Genomic DNA, 16,625 nt, shown 5'->3' with positions numbered 1-16,625 from the left:
GTCCCAGCCTCGCCGTGGAACGCGCTACGCCGGGCGCCGATTGTGACAGACCGGACGAGGTAATGGGGACCGACGTCCGGGGCGCGGGATAACGAACCAGGCACTCCTTACCCGACATGGGAGCGCAGGCCGCGGCATAACCCAGTCGAGTCCGCCGACGCCGCCACCATAGACTTGCAGCTTCCGACAGAACCCGCACAGCACACCCCGGGAGTCACCCGCGTGCCCAACATTTCCCGCGACGAGGTCGCACACCTCGCCAAGCTGGCCAGGCTTGCCGTCACCGAAGAGGAGCTGGACGTCTTCGCAGGCCAGCTCGACCAGATCCTGGACTCGGTGGCCAAGGTGAGCGAGGTCGCAGGCGAGGATGTCCCGCCCACGTCGCACGCCGTGCCGCTGACCAACGTGTTCCGTGAGGACACGGTCCGACCGGGGCTGACCCAGCAGCAGGCGCTGGCCGGTGCGCCGGCCAGCGAAGAGGGTCGTTTCCGGGTGCCGCGGATTCTGGGGGAAGAACAGTGACCGAACTCATCAAGCTGACCGCCGCCGAGCTGGCGGAGAAGATCCAGTCCCGTGAGGTCTCGGCCGTCGAGGTCACGCAGGCCCACCTGGACCGGATCGCCGAGGTCGACGACCACATCCACGCGTTCCTGCACGTCGACACCGAGGGCGCGCTCGACGCGGCCCGCGCGGTGGACGCCGACGTCGCCGAGGGCAACGCGCCGAAGTCGGCGCTCGCCGGGGTCCCGCTGGCGCTCAAGGACGTGCTGACCACCAAGGGCATCCCGACCACGGTCGGTTCGAAGACCCTGGAGAACTGGCTCCCGCCGTACGACGCCACCGTGACGCGCAAGCTGCGCGAGGCCGGTGTCGTGGTGCTCGGCAAGACCAACATGGACGAGTTCGCGATGGGCTCCTCCACGGAGAACTCCGCGTTCGGCCCGACGCACAACCCGTGGGACCACGCCCGGATCCCGGGCGGTTCCGGCGGTGGTTCCTCGGCGTCCATCGCGGCGTTCGAGGCCGCGATCGCGATCGGCACCGACACCGGCGGTTCGATCCGCCAGCCCGGCGCGGTCACCGGCACCGTCGGCGTGAAGCCGACGTACGGCGGCGTCTCCCGCTACGGTCTCGTCGCCTTCTCGTCGTCGCTCGACCAGGCCGGTCCCTGTGCGCGGACGGTGCTCGACGCCGCTCTGCTGCACGAGGTCATCGCCGGGTACGACCCGATGGACTCGACCTCGATCGACGCGCCGGTCCCGCCGGTGGTCGCCGCGGCCCGCCAGGGCCTGACCGGGGACCTCAAGGGCGTCCGTGTCGGCGTGGTGAAGGAATTCGCCGGCGACGGCTACCAGCCGGGCGTGTTGCGGTCGTTCGAGGCCGCCGTCGAGCAGCTGCGCGCGCTCGGTGCCGAGGTCGTCGAGGTCTCGTGCCCGAACTTCACCTACGCGCTGCCCGCGTACTACCTGATCGCGCCGAGCGAGTGCTCGTCGAACCTCGCCAGGTTCGACGCCATGCGCTACGGCCTGCGCGTGTCCGACGACGGCGAGCACAGCGCCGAAGAGGTCATGTCGCTGACCCGCGAGAAGGGCTTCGGCCCCGAGGTCAAGCGCCGCATCATGCTCGGCACGTACGCGCTTTCCTCGGGTTACTACGACGCGTACTACGGCTCGGCGCAGAAGGTCCGCACGCTCATCACGCGCGACTTCGAAGCCGCCTACGAAAAGGTGGACGTGCTGGTCTCGCCGACCACGCCGACCACCGCGTTCAAGATCGGCGAGCGCGTCGACGACCCGATGGCGATGTACCTGGCGGACCTCTGCACCATCCCGTCGAACCTCGCCGGCAACGCCGCGATGAGTGTCCCGAGTGGACTGTCGCACGAGGACGGCCTGCCGGTCGGCCTGCAGATCATGGCCCCCGCGATGGCCGACGACCGGCTGTACCGCGTCGGCGCCGCCTACGAGGTCGCGCGCGACGCCGCCAACGGTGGCTCGCTGGTGCACGAGGTTCCGGAGCTGGGAGGAAAGAAGTGACCGCCGTGGTTGAGTTGATGGACTACGCCGACGTCATCGAGCGGTTCGACCCGGTGCTGGGCCTCGAGGTGCACGTCGAGCTGAACACGAACACCAAGATGTTCTGCGGCTGCGCCAACGAGTTCGGCGGCGAGCCGAACACCAAGGTGTGCCCGACCTGTCTCGGCCTGCCCGGTTCGCTGCCGGTCGTGAACGGCAAGGCGGTCGAGGGCGCGATCCGCATCGGCCTCGCGCTCAACTGCGAGATCGCCGAATGGTGCCGGTTCGCCCGGAAGAACTACTTCTACCCGGACATGCCGAAGAACTTCCAGACCTCGCAGTACGACGAGCCGATCGCCTTCAACGGCTACCTCGACGTGACGCTGGACGACGGCGAGGTCGTGCGCGTGGAGATCGAGCGCGCGCACATGGAGGAGGACACCGGCAAATCGCTGCACGTCGGCGGCGCCACCGGTCGTATCCACGGCGCCGAGCACTCGCTGCTCGACTACAACCGCGCCGGCGTGCCGCTGATCGAGATCGTCACCAAGACGATCGAGCACACCGGCGGCCGCGCCCCCGAGGTCGCCCGCGCGTACGTGAGCGCCCTGCGGGATCTGCTGCGCGCGCTGGACGTCTCCGACGTCCGCATGGACCAGGGTTCCCTGCGCTGCGACGCGAACGTCTCGCTGATGGCCAAGGACGCGACCGAGTTCGGCACGCGCACCGAGACCAAGAACGTCAACTCGCTGCGCAGCGTCGAGCGTGCCGTGCGCTACGAGATGACCCGCCAGGCGGCGATCCTCGCCGAGGGTGGTTCGATCAAGCAGGAGACGCGGCACTTCCAGGAGGCCGACGGCACCACGTCGCCGGGCCGCACCAAGGAGACCGCCGAGGACTACCGGTACTTCCCGGAGCCCGACCTGGTCCCGATCGCGCCGTCGCGCGAATGGGTCGAGGAGCTGCGCAAGACGCTGCCGGAGATGCCGTCGGAGCGCCGCAAGCGCATCCAGCAGGAGTGGAGCCTGACCGACGAGGCGCTGCGCGACCTGCTCAACGTCGGCGCGGTCGACCTGGTCGCCGCCACCGTCGAGGCGGGCGCGACCCCGGACGAGGCCCGCAGCTGGTGGGTCAACACGCTCGCGCAGGAGGCCAACTCCCGCGAGATCGAACTGGCGGAGCTGGCGATCACCCCGGCGCAGCTGGCCGAGGTCATCGCGCTGGTCAACGCCGGCGAGCTGACCAACAAGCTGGCCAAGGAGGTCGTGCAGGGCGTGCTCGCCGGCGAGGGTTCGCCGTCCGAGGTCGTCGAGAAGCGCGGCCTGAAGGTCGTCTCCGACGACTCCGCGCTCATCGCGGCGGTCGACGAGGCGCTGGCCGCACAGCCCGACGTCGCCGAGAAGATCCGCGGCGGCAAGGTGGCCGCGGCCGGGGCGATCGTCGGTGCGGTCATGAAGGCCACCAAGGGCCAGGCCGACGCCAAACGCGTGCGCGAACTGATCGTCGAGCGAGTCGGTGCCTGATCTCGCTCTGAAGAAGGTCACCTGGCGTGAGTGGCTCGGCCTCGCGGCCGGGCTGCTCGCGTTGGTGGCCTTGTTCCTTCCGTGGACGACGCTGACCGCCTCGCGCCCGGAAATCGAGGACGTGCTGACGACGTTGCCCGCCGGCGACGTCACGCGCGACGCGTGGCACTCGGGTTTCCTCGCCTGGGCGCCGCTCTTCCTCCTGTTCCTGCCCGGCGTGGCCGTCGTGCTGTTCGGCCGCGTCGACACCGTGCGCCGCGCGGGCCTGCCCCACCTGTGGCTGATGGCGGCCATCGGCGCGCTGCTGCTGATGGTGCTCGGCTGGACCACCCTCGACTGGCAGTTCGACGCCGACCAGCGCGGGATCTTCTCCGCCGCCGGTATCGAGATCAGGACCGGCCTCGGCCGCTACCTCGGCCTGGTGGCGGCTGTCGTCTCCGCCGTCGTCGCGTTCTTGGACGTCCGCCGGACCCGTACCCGGCGCCGCTGAGGCCACCGTGTTCCCTCTTCCCGGAGGCATCGGCCTCTCCCATCTGTGCGCCTACGAATGGGAAGCCGCGGACGGGGTGTGCGGCGGCAGCCCGCATCTGCACCTCGCCTGCACCGAGGCCTACGTCGTCACCGGCGGCCGCGGCGCGGTGCAGACGCTCGACGTCGGCGGCTATCGGGAGACCGAACTCGAACCCGGTGTCGTCGCGTGGTTCGCGCCCGGCACGGTCCATCGGATGGTGCAGCGCGAAGAGCTGCGGATCACCGTGCTCATGCAGAACAGCGGGCTGCCCGAAGCGGGCGACGCCGTCTTCACCTTCCCGCCGCCGGTCCTCGCCGACCCGGCCGCGTACGCGGAGGCCGCCGCGATGCCGGAGGACGACGATGCGGCCCGCCGTCGCCGTGATCTCGCGATCGAGGGCTATCTCCCGATCCGGGACGCGCTCGTCTCGGGAGATCCCGGACCGCTGAGGGACTTCCACCGCGCGGCCGCCGCGCTGGTCGCGCCGAAGGTCCAGGCCTGGATCCCACGCTGGCGGGCCGGCGCGCTGGCCGCCGCCGAGTTGACCGGGGAACATCTGGAAGCGCTCGCGAACGGCGACGCGAGTCACCTCGAACGGTCCGGGGTCCGGGTCACCGGTCCGTCCGAAGTGGACGGTTACGGGATGTGCGGGCGGCGGACGGAATACCGCATGGACACCTGAGCCCGCTCAGTCCTTGCCGCTCCCGCCGGAGCTGGCCGACGGCGTGATGATGACGACGCGGTCGTCGCTCGAAACCGGGGTGCCGCCGTCCTTGTTGACCGTCCCGGCGAGCGCGATCTGCGGATTGACCATGCTCATCGCGGACAGCCTGCCGAAGGTCTTCGGCGGCTTGCCGACCTTGCCGTCCATGAAGACGTTCGGCTTGCCGGTCACCGCGCCGTCGGGGGTGACCGGCAGGTTCTGCAGGTTGCCCGCGATCGACGTCGTGACCGTGAGATAGCCGGTGGCGCCGACGAAATCCGCGCAGCCCGCCACGCCGGGTTTGTCGGTCCAGCTCCAGGCCGGGGCGGTCAGGGGCTGGCCGCCACGAAGCCGGTACAGCACGTCCTTGTCGGCCAGCCGGTCGGTCAGCCATACGCGGGAGCCGGTCTGGTCGCGGCAGATCCCGCCGGGGGAGTGCACGCCGGTCGAGAAGACCGCCGAACCCGGCGTGGGATTGCCCGACGCCGGTTTGCCCGACGTGTCGATACGCAGCACCTTCCCGGCGAGCGACGCGGGATCGGCCGCGAGCCCGGGGTTGCCCGCGTCGCCGGTGGCGACCAGGAGCGCGCCCTTGGCGTCGGTGCCGATCGCGCCGCGGTTGCCGGTGGGTCCCTTGGGAATGCCGGTCAGCACCGGTTTCGGTGCCTGGCCCTTCGCCAGCCGGACGACCCGGTTGTCGGTCGGGGTGGTGATGTAGGCGAAGACGAGCTGGTCCTCGGCGAAGCCCGGGGAGAGGGCGAGCGAGGTGAGGCCGCCGTCGCCGGAACCGTCCACGGGGACGGTCGCCCAGTCGGCCGGGTCCTTCTCCGCGGCGGCGAGCAGGATCCGGCCGCTCTTGCGTTCGCCTGCGAGCGCGCTGGGCGCGGTGCCGTCACCGGGGATCGCGGCCACGGCGGCGACGGTGTCGAGGCAGGTCGCGATGACGGCCTTGTCGAAGTCCTTGCACCCCTGCGGCGGCGGGACCGGCGTCGGCGCCCGGTTCGGCCCGTTGCCGCGACCGGGGCCGGTGTCGCCCGCTTCACCGCCGGGCCCGATCTGCGGCGGGACCTCGGGGGACGGCGGGTTGACCGGGGTGAACTTCTGCCCGGCGGCGGTGTTGTCGAACTCGGCGCATCCGGAGAGCATCAGCGCGCCGCAGGCCAGCATGGCCAGCGGCGCGGTCCATTTCCGCCGGTACCGGGTACGCACGGGGCAAGCCTAGGTGGGCGTACGTGAGCCACGGGTAAGAGCCTCTGGATACCGTGGTGATCATGACTGTGACCGTTCTCGTGCCCGACGAAGAGGGAGTGGCCGCGCTTTCGGAGATCGACGGCGTGCGTCCGGTGGTGTACCGCCGCGGGGAGCCGGTGCCCGCCGAAGCCACCGAGGCCCAGGTCCTCGTGACCGGTGACGGGCCCAGCGCCGAACTCTGGCGCGAACTGCCGAACGTCAAACTCGTGCAGCTGCTGGCGGCGGGTGCCGAGGACTGGGTCGGCAAGGTGCCCGACGGCGTCCTGCTCTCGACCTGCCGCGGCGCGCACGGCGGAAGCTCGGCCGAATGGGTGGTCGCGGTACTTCTCGCGATCTACCGCGGTCTCGACGGCTTCGCCGATGGCCTGCGGCGGAAACACTGGGAACGCCGGACCACCGACACCCTGCAGGGCAAGCGGGTCCTCATCATCGGCGCGGGCGACCTCGGCAGGCATCTGCGCCGCCGGCTGGAGACGTTCGACGTGCGCTGCACGATGGTGGGCGCGAACGCTCGCGAAGGTGTCCACGGCACCGACGAACTCCCCGCCCTGCTGCCGGACCACGACGTCACGGTGCTCATGGTGCCGCTCACGCAGCACACTCGGGGCATGGTCGACGCGGAGTTCCTGGCCGCGATGCCGGACGACGCGATCCTCGTGAACGTCTCGCGGGGCCCGGTCGTGGTCACCGGCGCGCTCGTCGCGGAACTCACGTCGGGACGGTTGCGCGCCGCGCTCGACGTGACCGACCCGGAGCCGCTGCCCGCCGGGCACCCGCTGTGGGACTGTCCGGGACTGCTGCTGACACCGCACGTCGCGGGCTCGGTGAGCGGGAGGCGGCAGCGCGCCTACGCGGTCGTGGTCCGGGAACTGAGCCGCTATCTGGGTGGGGAGCTGCCGAAGAACCTGGTCCACGGCGAATACTGAGCATCGTGGCGAATCTTCATGTCGGCTGCGCGATGTGGACGCACAAGGCGTGGGCCGGGCGGTTCGTCCCGCGGTCGCTGCCGCCGGGGGAGCGTCTGCGGGCGTACGCCGGCTGGTGCAACGCGGTCGAGGGCAACACCACCTTCTACGCGACCCCCGCACGGGACACCGTCACGGCGTGGGCGCGGCAGACCGGGCCCGGCTTCCGGTTCGTGGTCAAGCTGCCCAAGGTCGTCACCCACGAGAAACGCCTCGCCGGTGTCGAGACCGAGATGCGGGCGTTCCTGGACGCGGTCGAACCGCTCGGTGACCGGGCGGTCCTGTGGACTCAGCTGCCCGGCTCGTTCGGCCCGCCGGACGCCGAGGCCCTCGGCCGTTTCCTGCGCCGTCTTCCCGCCGGCCTCCGGCGCGCCGTGGAGGTGCGTCACCCGGCGTTCTCCACCGACGCCCAAGCGACGTCGCTGCTGGAGAGGACCCTCGCCGAGGCGGACGCCGAGTGGGTGCCGTTCGACACCACGGTCTTCTTCTCCAGCCCGCCGGTCAGCGAGGCCGAACAGGACGCCTGGGCCAAGAAACCCCGGCTGCCGCGGCGGACGCGGGCGCTGACCGACCGGCCGATCGTCCGCTACCTCGGCCGGGATTCCGCCGAGGAGACCGCGCGGGGATGGGAGCCGTGGACCGAGGTGGTCGCCGGGTGGCTGGGGGAGGGCCGGTCGCCGACGGTCTTCGTGCACACGCCCGACAACGACGACGCCCCCGCGCTCGCCCGCCGGTTCCACGACGACGTGCGTGCCCTGGTGCCCGGCCTCGACCCGCTGCCCGAGCCCGAGCCGATCGAACCCGCGACCCTGTTCTGAGCCGCCGCGTGATCGGACGGACGACACGCGTGTCCAGATGGACGACACGCGTGACTGGATGGACGACACACCTCGAGGTCGGTTCGGTCGCCTGACGGGCCGGTTTCCCCTACCCTTCGCGCGTGAGCGATGACTACCAGACCAGCATGATCTCGGACGTGGCCGACGCCGACAGCGGCCCCGGACCGGTGGAGACCAGGGGCGGGATCGATCTCGGTCTGCTCGTCCTGCGAGTGGTGCTCGGCGTGACCATGGGCGCGCACGGGCTCCAGCATCTCTTCGGCGCTTTCGGCGGACCCGGGGTCGGCGGTTTCGCCGACGTGCTCGGCGAATTCGGCTACACCAGCCAGACCACGCTGCTTTCGTGGATCACCGGGATCAGCGAGGTGGTCGGCGGCGCGCTCGTGCTGGTGGGGCTGTTCACCCCGATCGGTGCCGCCGCGCTCCTCGGAGTCTGCGCCAACATCGTCTACGTCAAGTTCGGTGGTGGGTTCTTCCAGAAACAGGGACAGGGCTTCGAGTTCGAGCTCCTGCTCGCCGCGGCCTCGCTGACCGTGCTGCTCGCGGGCTCCGGGCGGATCGCGCTGGACGTCAACACCCCGTGGCGGAAACGTCCGCTCTCGTTCGGGTTGATCGGGCTCCTGCTCGCCGCGGCCGCCTCGGTCGTGGTGATCGTCCTGTGCCGCTGACACGCGACGCATTCAGAGGACTAAATGCGCTTGAAGGGCGCATTTAGTCCTCTGAATGCGGGTCACTTGTTCGGGTCGCGGACGGCGCCGGTGTCGGCCGAAGTCGCCATCCGCGCGTAGGCGCGCAGCGCGGCGGTGACCTTCCGGTCCCGCGAGACCGGCTGCCACGGCCGCTCGCTCGCCTCCATCTTCGCGCGCCGCTCGGCGAGGACCTCCTCGTCGACGAGCAGTTCGAGACGGCGCTCGTGGACGTCGAGCAGGATCCGGTCGCCGTTCTGGACCAGGCCGATCGCGCCACCCGCGGCGGCCTCGGGCGAGATGTGCCCGACCGAGATGCCCGACGAGCCGCCGGAGAACCGGCCGTCGGTGATCAGCGCGCACTTCTTGCCCAGTCCCGAGCCCTTGAGGAACGCCGTCGGGTGCAGCATCTCCTGCATCCCCGGGCCGCCCGCCGGGCCCTCGTAGCGGATCACCAGTACCTCGCCGGGCTGGATCTCCTTCTTGAGGATGGCGGAAACCGCCTCCTCCTGGCTTTCCAGCACCCGGGCCGGGCCCTCGAAGTGCCACAGTTCCTCGTCGATGCCCGCCGACTTGATGACGGCGCCGTTCTCGGCGAGGTTGCCGCGCAGGATCGCGAGCCCGCCGTCCTTGGTGTACGCGTGCTCGACATCGTGGATGCAGCCGTCCGCGGCATCGGTGTCCAAAGAGGACCACCGGTTCTCGGTGGAGAACGCCTCCGTGGTGCGGACCCCGCCCGGCGCCGCGTGGAACAGCTCGATCGCCCGCTCCGACGGCTCCTCCGCGCGGATGTCCCAAGTGGACAGCCACGACTCGAGGTCCGGCGAGTGCACGGAGTGGACGTCGGTGTTCAGCAGGCCGCCGCGGTACAGCTCACCGAGGATGGCCGGGATTCCGCCCGCGCGGTGGACGTCCTCCATGTGGTAGTCCGAGTTCGGCGCGACCTTCGACAGGCACGGCACGCGGCGGCCGATGGCGTCGATGTCGTCGATGGTGAAGTCGACCTCGCCCTCCTGCGCGGCGGCGAGGATGTGCAGCACCGTGTTGGTCGAACCGCCCATCGCCATGTCGAGGGCCATCGCGTTCTCGAACGCCTTCTTCGACGCGATCGAGCGCGGGAGCACGGACTCGTCGTCGTTCTCGTACCAGCGTTTGCACAGCTCGACGACCGTGCGCCCGGCGTCTTCGAAGAGCGCCTTGCGGGCCGCGTGCGTGGCGAGGGTGGAGCCGTTGCCCGGCAGCGAGAGCCCGAGCGCTTCGGTGAGGCAGTTCATCGAGTTCGCGGTGAACATGCCCGAGCACGAACCGCAGGTCGGGCAGGCGGAGCGCTCCACAATGGACAGCCCGTCCTCGTCGACCTCGCTGCTGGCCGAGGCGGCGATCGCGGTGATCAGGTCGGTCGGCGCCTGCGCGACCCCGCCGACGACCACGGCCTTGCCTGCCTCCATCGGCCCGCCGGAGACGAACACGACCGGGATGTTCAGCCGCATGGCGGCGTTCAGCATGCCAGGGGTGATCTTGTCGCAGTTGGAGATGCAGACCAGCGCGTCGGCCTGATGCGCGTTCACCATGTACTCGACCGAGTCGGCGATGATCTCGCGCGAGGGCAGCGAGTACAGCATTCCGCTGTGCCCCATGGCGATCCCGTCGTCGACGGCGATCGTGTGGAACTCACGGGCGACCCCGCCCGCCTCCTTCACCGCGCCGGCCACGATCTCGCCGAGATCCTTGAGGTGCACGTGCCCCGGCACGAACTGGGTGTAGGAGTTCGCGATGGCGACGATCGGCTTGCCGAAGTCGCTGTCGGTCATCCCCGTGGCGCGCCAGAGCGAGCGGGCGCCCGCCGCGTTGCGGCCGTGGGTGGTGGTCCGGGAACGGAGTTGAGGCACGGCTGACTCCAAGGTTCGGGATGGGGACCAGGGCGAACGAGCGCCAAACTGGTCCTACCAATCCTACTCCCCGGAATCGCCGCTCTTCTCCGGAGCCTCGCCGATCTCGTCGGTCAGCCCGGAGGGATCGGCCATGCGGCCCGCGCTGACCAGCGAGATCACCGGCAGATGACGGGTGCGCACGGCGGGAAGGGGGATCTTGGACTCGTCCTTCAGCACCGCCTGCACCTTTGCCTTGTCGGTGATGGCGAGGCCCTTGAGCGAGGTCCACGGCAGGTCCCGCCGCCCGAACATCGTGCGGACCTCCAGCCCCTTGGCGGTCGCCGTCGTGCGGGTCCGGATGACGAACACCGCCAGCGCGATCGGGAAGATGTAGAGCCACTGGAGATACGGCACACCGCCGAACGCGACAGGCGTCACACAGACGACGAGGAAAGCGATCGCCAGCAACGCCGTGTTCGGAATCTTGAAGACGGCTTTGGGAGCCTCGTTCGCCTGTTCCTGCTGCTTTTCTTCTGCCACGTCAAAGATGGTGCACCGCCGCCTCGAAGGCTCCGAACGCGGGTCGCGTCACGCCCCGAAGGTGTCCAGCATGCGGAATCGCCGTCCCGCAGAGTTGACACTCTTGACGGCGACCGGCTAGCTTCACTCTCGTGACAACGCAGACCGGCCTCGTACTTCCCAAGCGCGTCGACGCTTAGGGAAGTCTCCGCTGCGTCGACGCGCGACCCTCGTGCGACCACTCCGGTCGGCGGGGGTTTTTTGTTGCCTGGAACAATTTCACTGCCGAACCAGCCAATGAATACCCGAACGAGTGACTAGACAAAGACGAGGCAAACAGCGATGACCAGTGCCACCTCGCGAGCTGATGCGAACACCGGTACCCCCGGTGCCCGACCCAAGCCGGCGCCGCCCGCCGGGACCCCGGTGCGGGTCACGGGCGCGCAGTCGCTCGTCCGCTCGCTCGAAGCGGTGGGCGCGGAGGTCGTGTTCGGTATTCCCGGCGGCACCATCCTCCCGGCGTACGACCCGCTGCTCGACTCGACGAAGGTCCGCCACGTCCTGGTCCGCCACGAACAGGGCGCCGGCCACGCCGCCACCGGGTACGCGCAGGCGACCGGCAAGGTCGGGGTGTGCATGGCCACCTCCGGTCCCGGCGCGACCAACCTGGTCACTCCGCTGGCCGACGCGAACATGGACTCGGTGCCGGTCGTCGCCATCACCGGCCAGCAGACCCGTGCGCTGATCGGCACGGACGCCTTCCAGGAAGCCGACATCTGCGGCATCACGATGCCGATCACCAAGCACAACTTCCTGGTCACCGACCCGGCGGACATCCCGCGCACCATCGCGGAGGCCTTCCATCTCGCCTCGACCGGCCGCCCCGGCCCGGTCCTGGTGGACATCCCCAAGGACGTCCTGCAGGAGATGACCTCCTTCTCCTGGCCGACGGAGATGCGGCTGCCGGGCTACCGGCCCACGCTGCGCCCGCACGGCAAGCAGGTCCGCGAGGCCGCCCGGCTGATCAGCAAGTCCCGGCGCCCGGTCCTCTACGTCGGCGGTGGCGTGGTCAAGGCCGACGCCTCGCGCCAGCTGATGGAACTGGCCGAGCTGACCGGGATCCCCGTCGTCACCACGCTGATGGCGCGCGGCGCCTTCCCCGACTCGCACCCGCAGCACCTCGGTATGCCGGGCATGCACGGTTCGGTCGCCGCCGTCGCCGCGATGCAGCGGGCGGATCTGCTGATCGCCCTCGGCGCCCGCTTCGACGACCGCGTCACCGGGCAGCTGTCCTCGTTCGCGCCGGACGCCGCCATCGTCCACGCCGACATCGACCCGGCCGAGATCTCCAAGAACCGCAAGGCGGACGTGCCGATCGTCGGCGACTGCGCGGAGATCATCACCGAGCTGATCGAGGCCGTCCGCGCCGAGACCGACAAGTCCGCGAAGCCGGACCTGGCGGACTGGTGGACGCAGGCGAAGGCCTGGCGCGACGACTACCCGGCCGGCTACGAATGGCCCGAGGACGGGACGCTCTCCCCGCAGTACGTCATCGAGCGCATCGGTTCGCTCGTCGGCCCGGACGCCGTCTACACCGCGGGCGTCGGCCAGCACCAGATGTGGGCCGCGCAGTTCGTGAAGTACGAGAACCCGCGCACCTGGATCAACTCCGGCGGCCTCGGCACGATGGGCTTCGCCGTCCCCGCCGCGATGGGCGCCAAGTTCGGCGTGCCGGACAAGCAGGTCTGGGCCATCGACGGCGACGGCTGTTTCCAGATGACGAACCAGGAACTGGCCACCTGCGCCATCGAAGGCGCGCCGATCAAGGTCGCCGTCATCAACAACGGCAACCTCGGCATGGTCCGCCAGTGGCAGAACCTCTTCTACTCCGAGCGGTACTCCAACACCGATCTCGGTACCCACAAGCACCGCATCCCCGACTTCACCCTCCTCGCGGAGGCGCTCGGCTGCGCCGGGCTCCGCTGCGAGACCAAGGAGGACGTCGACGCCACCATCCGGCGTGCCATGGAGATCAACGACCGCCCCGTCGTGATCGATTTCGTGGTGGGGAAGGATGCCCAGGTGTGGCCCATGGTGGCCGCGGGCACCGGTAACGACGAAATCATGGCCGTGCGCGGGATCCGCCCGCTCTTCGACGACGACGAGGTCGCCGCCGAGGCGGAGCTGAACGCCGCCACAGAAGGAGACGCCCGATGAGCGTGCACACCCTGAGCGTTCTGGTCGAGAACAAGCCCGGTGTCCTCGCGCGGGTTTCCGGACTGTTCTCCCGGCGTGGGTTCAACATCGAATCCCTCGCCGTCGGGCCCACGGAGAATCCCGAGGTGTCCCGGATGACGATCGTGGTCGCCGTTGAGGAGCTACCGCTCGAACAGGTGACCAAACAGCTCAACAAGCTGGTCAACGTCATCAAGATCGTGGAACTGGAAAAGTCCACCGCCGTGCAGCGTGAACTGCTGCTCGTCAAGGTCCGGGCCGACAACACCGTGCGCAGCCAGGTCCTCGAAACGGTGCAGCTCTTCCGCGCGAAGGTGGTGGACGTGTCGCCCGAGGCGCTCACCGTCGAAGCCACCGGCACCTCGGACAAGATCGGTGCCCTGCTGCGGATGCTGGAGCCCTATGGCATCCGCGAACTGGTCCAGTCCGGAATGGTCGCGGTCGGCCGGGGCGCCCGGTCCATCACCGCCACCTCCGCTCGATAACTTTGTAAGTCAGGAAAGGAAGTAGTACCCCTCATGGCAGTGGAAATCTTTTACGACGACGACGCGGACCTTTCGATCATCCAGGGTCGCAAGGTCGCCGTGATCGGCTACGGCAGCCAGGGTCACGCGCACTCGCTGAGCCTGCGCGACTCCGGCGTCGATGTCCGCATCGGTCTGCCCGAGGGCTCGAAGTCGCGGGCCAAGGCCGAGGAGCAGGGTCTCCGCGTGCTCACCCCGGCCGAGGCCAGCGCCGAAGCCGACCTGATCATGATCCTCGCGCCGGACACGAAGCAGCGCTTCATCTACGAGCAGGACATCGCGCCGAACCTCAAGGACGGCGACGCGCTGTTCTTCGGCCACGGCTTCAACATCCGCTACGACCTGATCAAGCCGCCGTCGAACGTGGACGTCGCCATGGTCGCCCCGAAGGGCCCGGGCCACCTGGTCCGCCGCCAGTTCGTCGACGGCAAGGGCGTCCCGGCGCTCATCGCGGTCGAGCAGGACGCCTCCGGCAACGCGCAGGCGCTCGCGCTCTCCTACGCGGCCGCCATCGGTGGCGCCCGCGCCGGTGTCATCAAGACGACCTTCACCGAGGAGACCGAGACCGACCTCTTCGGCGAGCAGGCCGTCCTCTGCGGTGGCGCGTCCGCGCTGGTGCAGACCGGTTTCGAGGTGCTCACCGAGGCCGGTTACGCCCCGGAGATCGCCTACTTCGAGGTGCTGCACGAGCTGAAGCTGATCGTCGACCTCATGTACGAGGGCGGCATCGCGCGTCAGCGCTACTCGATCTCCGACACCGCCGAGTACGGCGACCTGACCCGCGGCCCGCGCGTCATCTCGCCGGCGGTCAAGGAAGAGATGAAGAAGATCCTCGGCGAGATCCAGGACGGCACCTTCGCCCGCGAATGGGTCGCCGAGGACGAGGCCGGGCGGCCGAACTTCACCAAGCTCGAGGAGCAGGGCAACCAGCACCCGATCGAGGAGACCGGCAAGAAGCTGCGCGACCTGATGTCGTGGGTGGACCGGCCGATCACCGAGACCGCCTAGTTGTCGGGCCGAAGGGGCCCTTCACCGCATCTGATGCGGTGAAGGGCCCCTTCGTTTTGCATACCGGAAAGCGATAGCGTGGACACCATGAGTGAGCAGCCGGTGGACGACAAAGCTCATGTCAGGCCCGATCTGGACCTGAGCGACGCGGTGTGGATCAGGGCCGAACCCGAGGGTGCGAACCTCGAAGACCGTGCCGAGTACGCGCTGGTGCCGCATACCGACGGCGTCACCTACACCGCGATACGGCAAGCCTCTGATCCGGACGGCCACGTCCTCGTGTTCACGCCGACGGAATGGGACGCCTTCGTGAAAGGCGTGCGGGACGGCGAATTCGACCTTCCCGCCTGAACCCGGATCAGTAGGGCAGGACGTACGCGTGGCTCATGTCGGAGTCGTGCGTGGTGGCCGAGCCTTCCGAGTCGGTGAGTCCGGTGGCCGTTCCCTGGACGCCGGCCGCCTCGCCGCCCAGCCACTCGGCCTTGACGTAGGCGTTGAACCGGGGGACGCAGCCCGGTGCCTTGCTCACGGTGAAGTCCGCTTTGTTGAGCGGCACGTATTTGTGGTGCACCCAGTACGGCACCTCGTGCGTGACCTGGACGCTGCTGTCGCTCTTGCAGAGTGTGCCGTCCGCCTTCCACTGGTTGACGAAAAGCGTGAACTTCACCTTCGTGGACTTGTATTTGTCGCAGGTGATGCCCCGTAGGCAGACCTGCAGCTCGACGTCGCCCACCACGTTGAGGCCCTGCACGGTCGAGGGGAGGGTGAAGTGGTCGAGCGCCGGCTCCCACACCTTCGGGGAATCGGTGTGGAGACCACGGACTCCCGTGCTCACGCTGGACTGCACCGGTTGCCCGTCGGTGGCGTTGGTGACCGAGGTGTCGGCGAACGTGAGGTACCCGCTGACCAAGCGGTAGGTGGCGTCACTGGTCGGGCTGAGCGAGTTGCCCCGCACGTTCGCGGTGCAGGTGACCGTGCCCGCGACGCCGGGGTGGACGAGGAAGCGGGTGTAGAGCGTCACGTCCTGGTTCGGGGAGCCTGAGTTCACGTCGTAGACGTTCTGCCCGATCACCATGTTCTTGCTCCAGCCGCCCGGGCCCCGGCAGACGATTTCGTTGTCGAAAAGGCTGCGGATCGTGGCGGCGTTGACCCGCATTTTCGAGACCACGTACGCGGTCTGCGTGGCGGTCATGTCCAGCGAGACGGTGCCCACGGGGGTGACGCTGTGCACGACACCCGACTCCGGGAGCTTGGGTACCGAGATCGTTCGCGGGGTGAAGGTGACCGATGTCGCCGCTTGCGCGGGGGTGGCGGCCAGCAGGCAGGCGGTCAGTGCGAAGACCGCTGTCGCGGCGAGAGAACGGACTTTCAAGGGAAACCTCCTATGTCTGTGCTTCTTGCGGTGTGCCGCGCGGTCAGTTGTCCGGCGGCGTTCCCACGGAAGGACCGGAGCAAGCGCTCAAGGTGCGGAAGCAGGTGAAGTATTCGAGGCCCTTGGCGGGGTCCTCGGTGGTCATCCAGACGTAGACCTTGTTGGCTCCGCCGTCGATGTCCGCGCTGACGGTGAGGTGCGCCGGTCCGGACTCGTTGCACCAGGTGCTGGAGCTCTGCCAGCCCAGCCAGGCGCTGCCCGCCCTGGCCTCCGCGTAGATCCGGCGGCACCCGCTGGCTTTGAACGCTCCGTCGACGCCGACCGACCGGTTGTACCAGGTGACCGTGCCCTTGTAGTAGCTCGCTCCGACCACGATCGCGAAGGAACTGGTGGGGTAGGCGGTGACCGCGGCGCCGGCCGGCGCCGCCGCGAAGACCATCCCGCCCGCCGACGCGACCGCGGCCACCGCCGCGGCGGCTTTTCTCGTGCGGTTCTTCGCCTTCGATCTCATCATGACGACCACTCCTGGATTCTTCGAGTTAGGGGTGCACGAACGATGTGTTGCCGTCGCCACTCAACCGCTGGTGGACTCGCGCCGGAAAG

At 69.3% G+C, this 16,625-nt stretch carries 17 protein-coding genes; 12 read left to right on the top strand and 5 right to left on the bottom strand.

Annotated elements, in window-relative coordinates; all coding sequences use genetic code 11:
* The first annotated feature begins 222 nt into the window (after window positions 1-222).
* Genes gatC through ACZ3HL_RS26190 form a run of 5 tightly spaced genes read left to right on the top strand, consistent with a single transcriptional unit; the run spans window position 223 to window position 4,731 of the window.
* Window positions 223-522 carry an Asp-tRNA(Asn)/Glu-tRNA(Gln) amidotransferase subunit GatC gene (gatC, locus tag ACZ3HL_RS26210; protein ID WP_005162012.1) on the top strand — a complete coding sequence of 100 codons (300 nt, stop codon included), beginning with the start codon at window positions 223-225 and terminating at the stop codon, window positions 520-522.
* Complete coding sequence (gatA, locus tag ACZ3HL_RS26205; RefSeq protein ID WP_465534391.1) at window positions 519-2,036, top strand: Asp-tRNA(Asn)/Glu-tRNA(Gln) amidotransferase subunit GatA; 1,518 nt, start codon at window positions 519-521, stop codon at window positions 2,034-2,036. The genes gatC and gatA overlap by 4 nt, the downstream gene beginning before the upstream one ends.
* Window positions 2,033-3,538, top strand: coding sequence for an Asp-tRNA(Asn)/Glu-tRNA(Gln) amidotransferase subunit GatB (gatB, locus tag ACZ3HL_RS26200; protein ID WP_465534389.1), 1,506 nt, complete (start codon window positions 2,033-2,035; stop codon window positions 3,536-3,538). The genes gatA and gatB overlap by 4 nt, the downstream gene beginning before the upstream one ends.
* Entirely contained in the window at window positions 3,531-4,028 is a 498-nt protein-coding gene (locus tag ACZ3HL_RS26195; protein WP_465534387.1) for a hypothetical protein, read from the top strand. Before gatB ends, ACZ3HL_RS26195 begins: the two co-directional genes overlap by 8 nt.
* A 7-nt stretch (window positions 4,029-4,035) precedes the next feature.
* Window positions 4,036-4,731, top strand: coding sequence for a cupin (locus tag ACZ3HL_RS26190; RefSeq protein ID WP_465534385.1), 696 nt, complete (start codon window positions 4,036-4,038; stop codon window positions 4,729-4,731).
* A gap of 6 nt (window positions 4,732-4,737) precedes the next feature.
* Here the strand turns inward: ACZ3HL_RS26190 and ACZ3HL_RS26185 are convergent, their stop codons facing one another.
* Window positions 4,738-5,961 (bottom strand): PQQ-dependent sugar dehydrogenase, encoded by a 1,224-nt coding sequence (locus ACZ3HL_RS26185; RefSeq protein ID WP_465534383.1) that lies wholly within the window; start codon window positions 5,959-5,961, stop codon window positions 4,738-4,740.
* A gap of 62 nt (window positions 5,962-6,023) precedes the next feature.
* Here ACZ3HL_RS26185 and ACZ3HL_RS26180 point away from each other — a divergent pair, with 62 nt between their 5' ends.
* The 3 genes from ACZ3HL_RS26180 (at window position 6,024) to ACZ3HL_RS26170 (ending at window position 8,475) form a co-directional block, all read left to right on the top strand.
* On the top strand, window positions 6,024-6,929 hold the full coding sequence (locus ACZ3HL_RS26180; protein WP_465534381.1) for a 2-hydroxyacid dehydrogenase: 906 nt from the start codon (window positions 6,024-6,026) through the stop codon (window positions 6,927-6,929).
* 32 nt (window positions 6,930-6,961) lie between these two features.
* A complete protein-coding gene (locus ACZ3HL_RS26175) occupies window positions 6,962-7,786 on the top strand; it encodes a DUF72 domain-containing protein (RefSeq protein WP_465534439.1) in 825 nt (274 codons plus the stop codon).
* A gap of 146 nt (window positions 7,787-7,932) precedes the next feature.
* A complete protein-coding gene (locus ACZ3HL_RS26170; RefSeq protein ID WP_465414153.1) occupies window positions 7,933-8,475 on the top strand; it encodes a DoxX family protein in 543 nt (180 codons plus the stop codon).
* 62 nt (window positions 8,476-8,537) lie between these two features.
* Here ACZ3HL_RS26170 and ilvD read toward each other — a convergent pair whose 3' ends face one another.
* Together ilvD and ACZ3HL_RS26160 are read right to left on the bottom strand one after the other, a co-directional pair.
* Window positions 8,538-10,382: a dihydroxy-acid dehydratase gene (gene ilvD, locus ACZ3HL_RS26165; protein WP_465534379.1), complete on the bottom strand. Its 1,845-nt coding sequence runs from the start codon at window positions 10,380-10,382 to the stop codon at window positions 8,538-8,540.
* Between the two features lie 63 nt (window positions 10,383-10,445).
* The gene (locus ACZ3HL_RS26160) at window positions 10,446-10,904 is read right to left on the bottom strand and encodes a PH domain-containing protein (RefSeq protein ID WP_465534377.1); all 459 of its coding nucleotides are present in this window, start codon (window positions 10,902-10,904) and stop codon (window positions 10,446-10,448) included.
* A 321-nt stretch (window positions 10,905-11,225) separates the two neighbouring features.
* Between ACZ3HL_RS26160 and ACZ3HL_RS26155 the strand changes: the two genes are divergently transcribed.
* The 4 genes from ACZ3HL_RS26155 (at window position 11,226) to ACZ3HL_RS26140 (ending at window position 15,001) form a co-directional block, all read left to right on the top strand.
* Window positions 11,226-13,100: an acetolactate synthase large subunit gene (locus ACZ3HL_RS26155; RefSeq protein ID WP_465413994.1), complete on the top strand. Its 1,875-nt coding sequence runs from the start codon at window positions 11,226-11,228 to the stop codon at window positions 13,098-13,100.
* Window positions 13,097-13,603, top strand: coding sequence for an acetolactate synthase small subunit (ilvN, locus tag ACZ3HL_RS26150; protein ID WP_034315713.1), 507 nt, complete (start codon window positions 13,097-13,099; stop codon window positions 13,601-13,603). The genes ACZ3HL_RS26155 and ilvN overlap by 4 nt, the downstream gene beginning before the upstream one ends.
* 33 nt (window positions 13,604-13,636) lie before the next feature.
* Window positions 13,637-14,650 carry a ketol-acid reductoisomerase gene (ilvC, locus tag ACZ3HL_RS26145; protein WP_016336537.1) on the top strand — a complete coding sequence of 338 codons (1,014 nt, stop codon included), beginning with the start codon at window positions 13,637-13,639 and terminating at the stop codon, window positions 14,648-14,650.
* Window positions 14,651-14,737: 87 nt separating this feature from the next.
* On the top strand, window positions 14,738-15,001 hold the full coding sequence (locus ACZ3HL_RS26140; protein WP_465413992.1) for a DUF397 domain-containing protein: 264 nt from the start codon (window positions 14,738-14,740) through the stop codon (window positions 14,999-15,001).
* 7 nt (window positions 15,002-15,008) lie between these two features.
* On the opposite strand, the gene ACZ3HL_RS26135 is transcribed toward ACZ3HL_RS26140, so the two are convergent.
* Window positions 15,009-16,022 (bottom strand): hypothetical protein, encoded by a 1,014-nt coding sequence (locus tag ACZ3HL_RS26135; RefSeq protein ID WP_465534375.1) that lies wholly within the window; start codon window positions 16,020-16,022, stop codon window positions 15,009-15,011.
* Window positions 16,023-16,065: 43 nt separating this feature from the next.
* Window positions 16,066-16,536 (bottom strand): hypothetical protein, encoded by a 471-nt coding sequence (locus ACZ3HL_RS26130; RefSeq protein WP_465413988.1) that lies wholly within the window; start codon window positions 16,534-16,536, stop codon window positions 16,066-16,068.
* Window positions 16,537-16,625 lie beyond the last annotated feature (89 nt).

Source organism: Amycolatopsis sp. NPDC000009, from assembly GCF_055563465.1.
Note: the sequence above shows the minus strand (reverse complement) of the source record. Positions and strands in the feature narration are given on the sequence as shown.

Excerpts from the sequence above, each read along its gene's own strand:
- ACZ3HL_RS26170 (WP_465414153.1), top strand. The coding sequence starts at position 7,933 with ATGATCTCGGACGTGGCCGACGCCGACAGCGGCCCCGGACCGGTGGAG.
- ilvN (WP_034315713.1), top strand. The coding sequence starts at position 13,097 with ATGAGCGTGCACACCCTGAGCGTTCTGGTCGAGAACAAGCCCGGTGTC.
- ACZ3HL_RS26180 (WP_465534381.1), top strand. The coding sequence starts at position 6,024 with ATGACTGTGACCGTTCTCGTGCCCGACGAAGAGGGAGTGGCCGCGCTT.
- ACZ3HL_RS26155 (WP_465413994.1), top strand. The coding sequence starts at position 11,226 with ATGACCAGTGCCACCTCGCGAGCTGATGCGAACACCGGTACCCCCGGT.
- ACZ3HL_RS26140 (WP_465413992.1), top strand. The coding sequence starts at position 14,738 with ATGAGTGAGCAGCCGGTGGACGACAAAGCTCATGTCAGGCCCGATCTG.
- ACZ3HL_RS26130 (WP_465413988.1), bottom strand. The coding sequence starts at position 16,536 with ATGATGAGATCGAAGGCGAAGAACCGCACGAGAAAAGCCGCCGCGGCG.
- ACZ3HL_RS26175 (WP_465534439.1), top strand. The coding sequence starts at position 6,962 with ATGTGGACGCACAAGGCGTGGGCCGGGCGGTTCGTCCCGCGGTCGCTG.
- ilvC (WP_016336537.1), top strand. The coding sequence starts at position 13,637 with ATGGCAGTGGAAATCTTTTACGACGACGACGCGGACCTTTCGATCATC.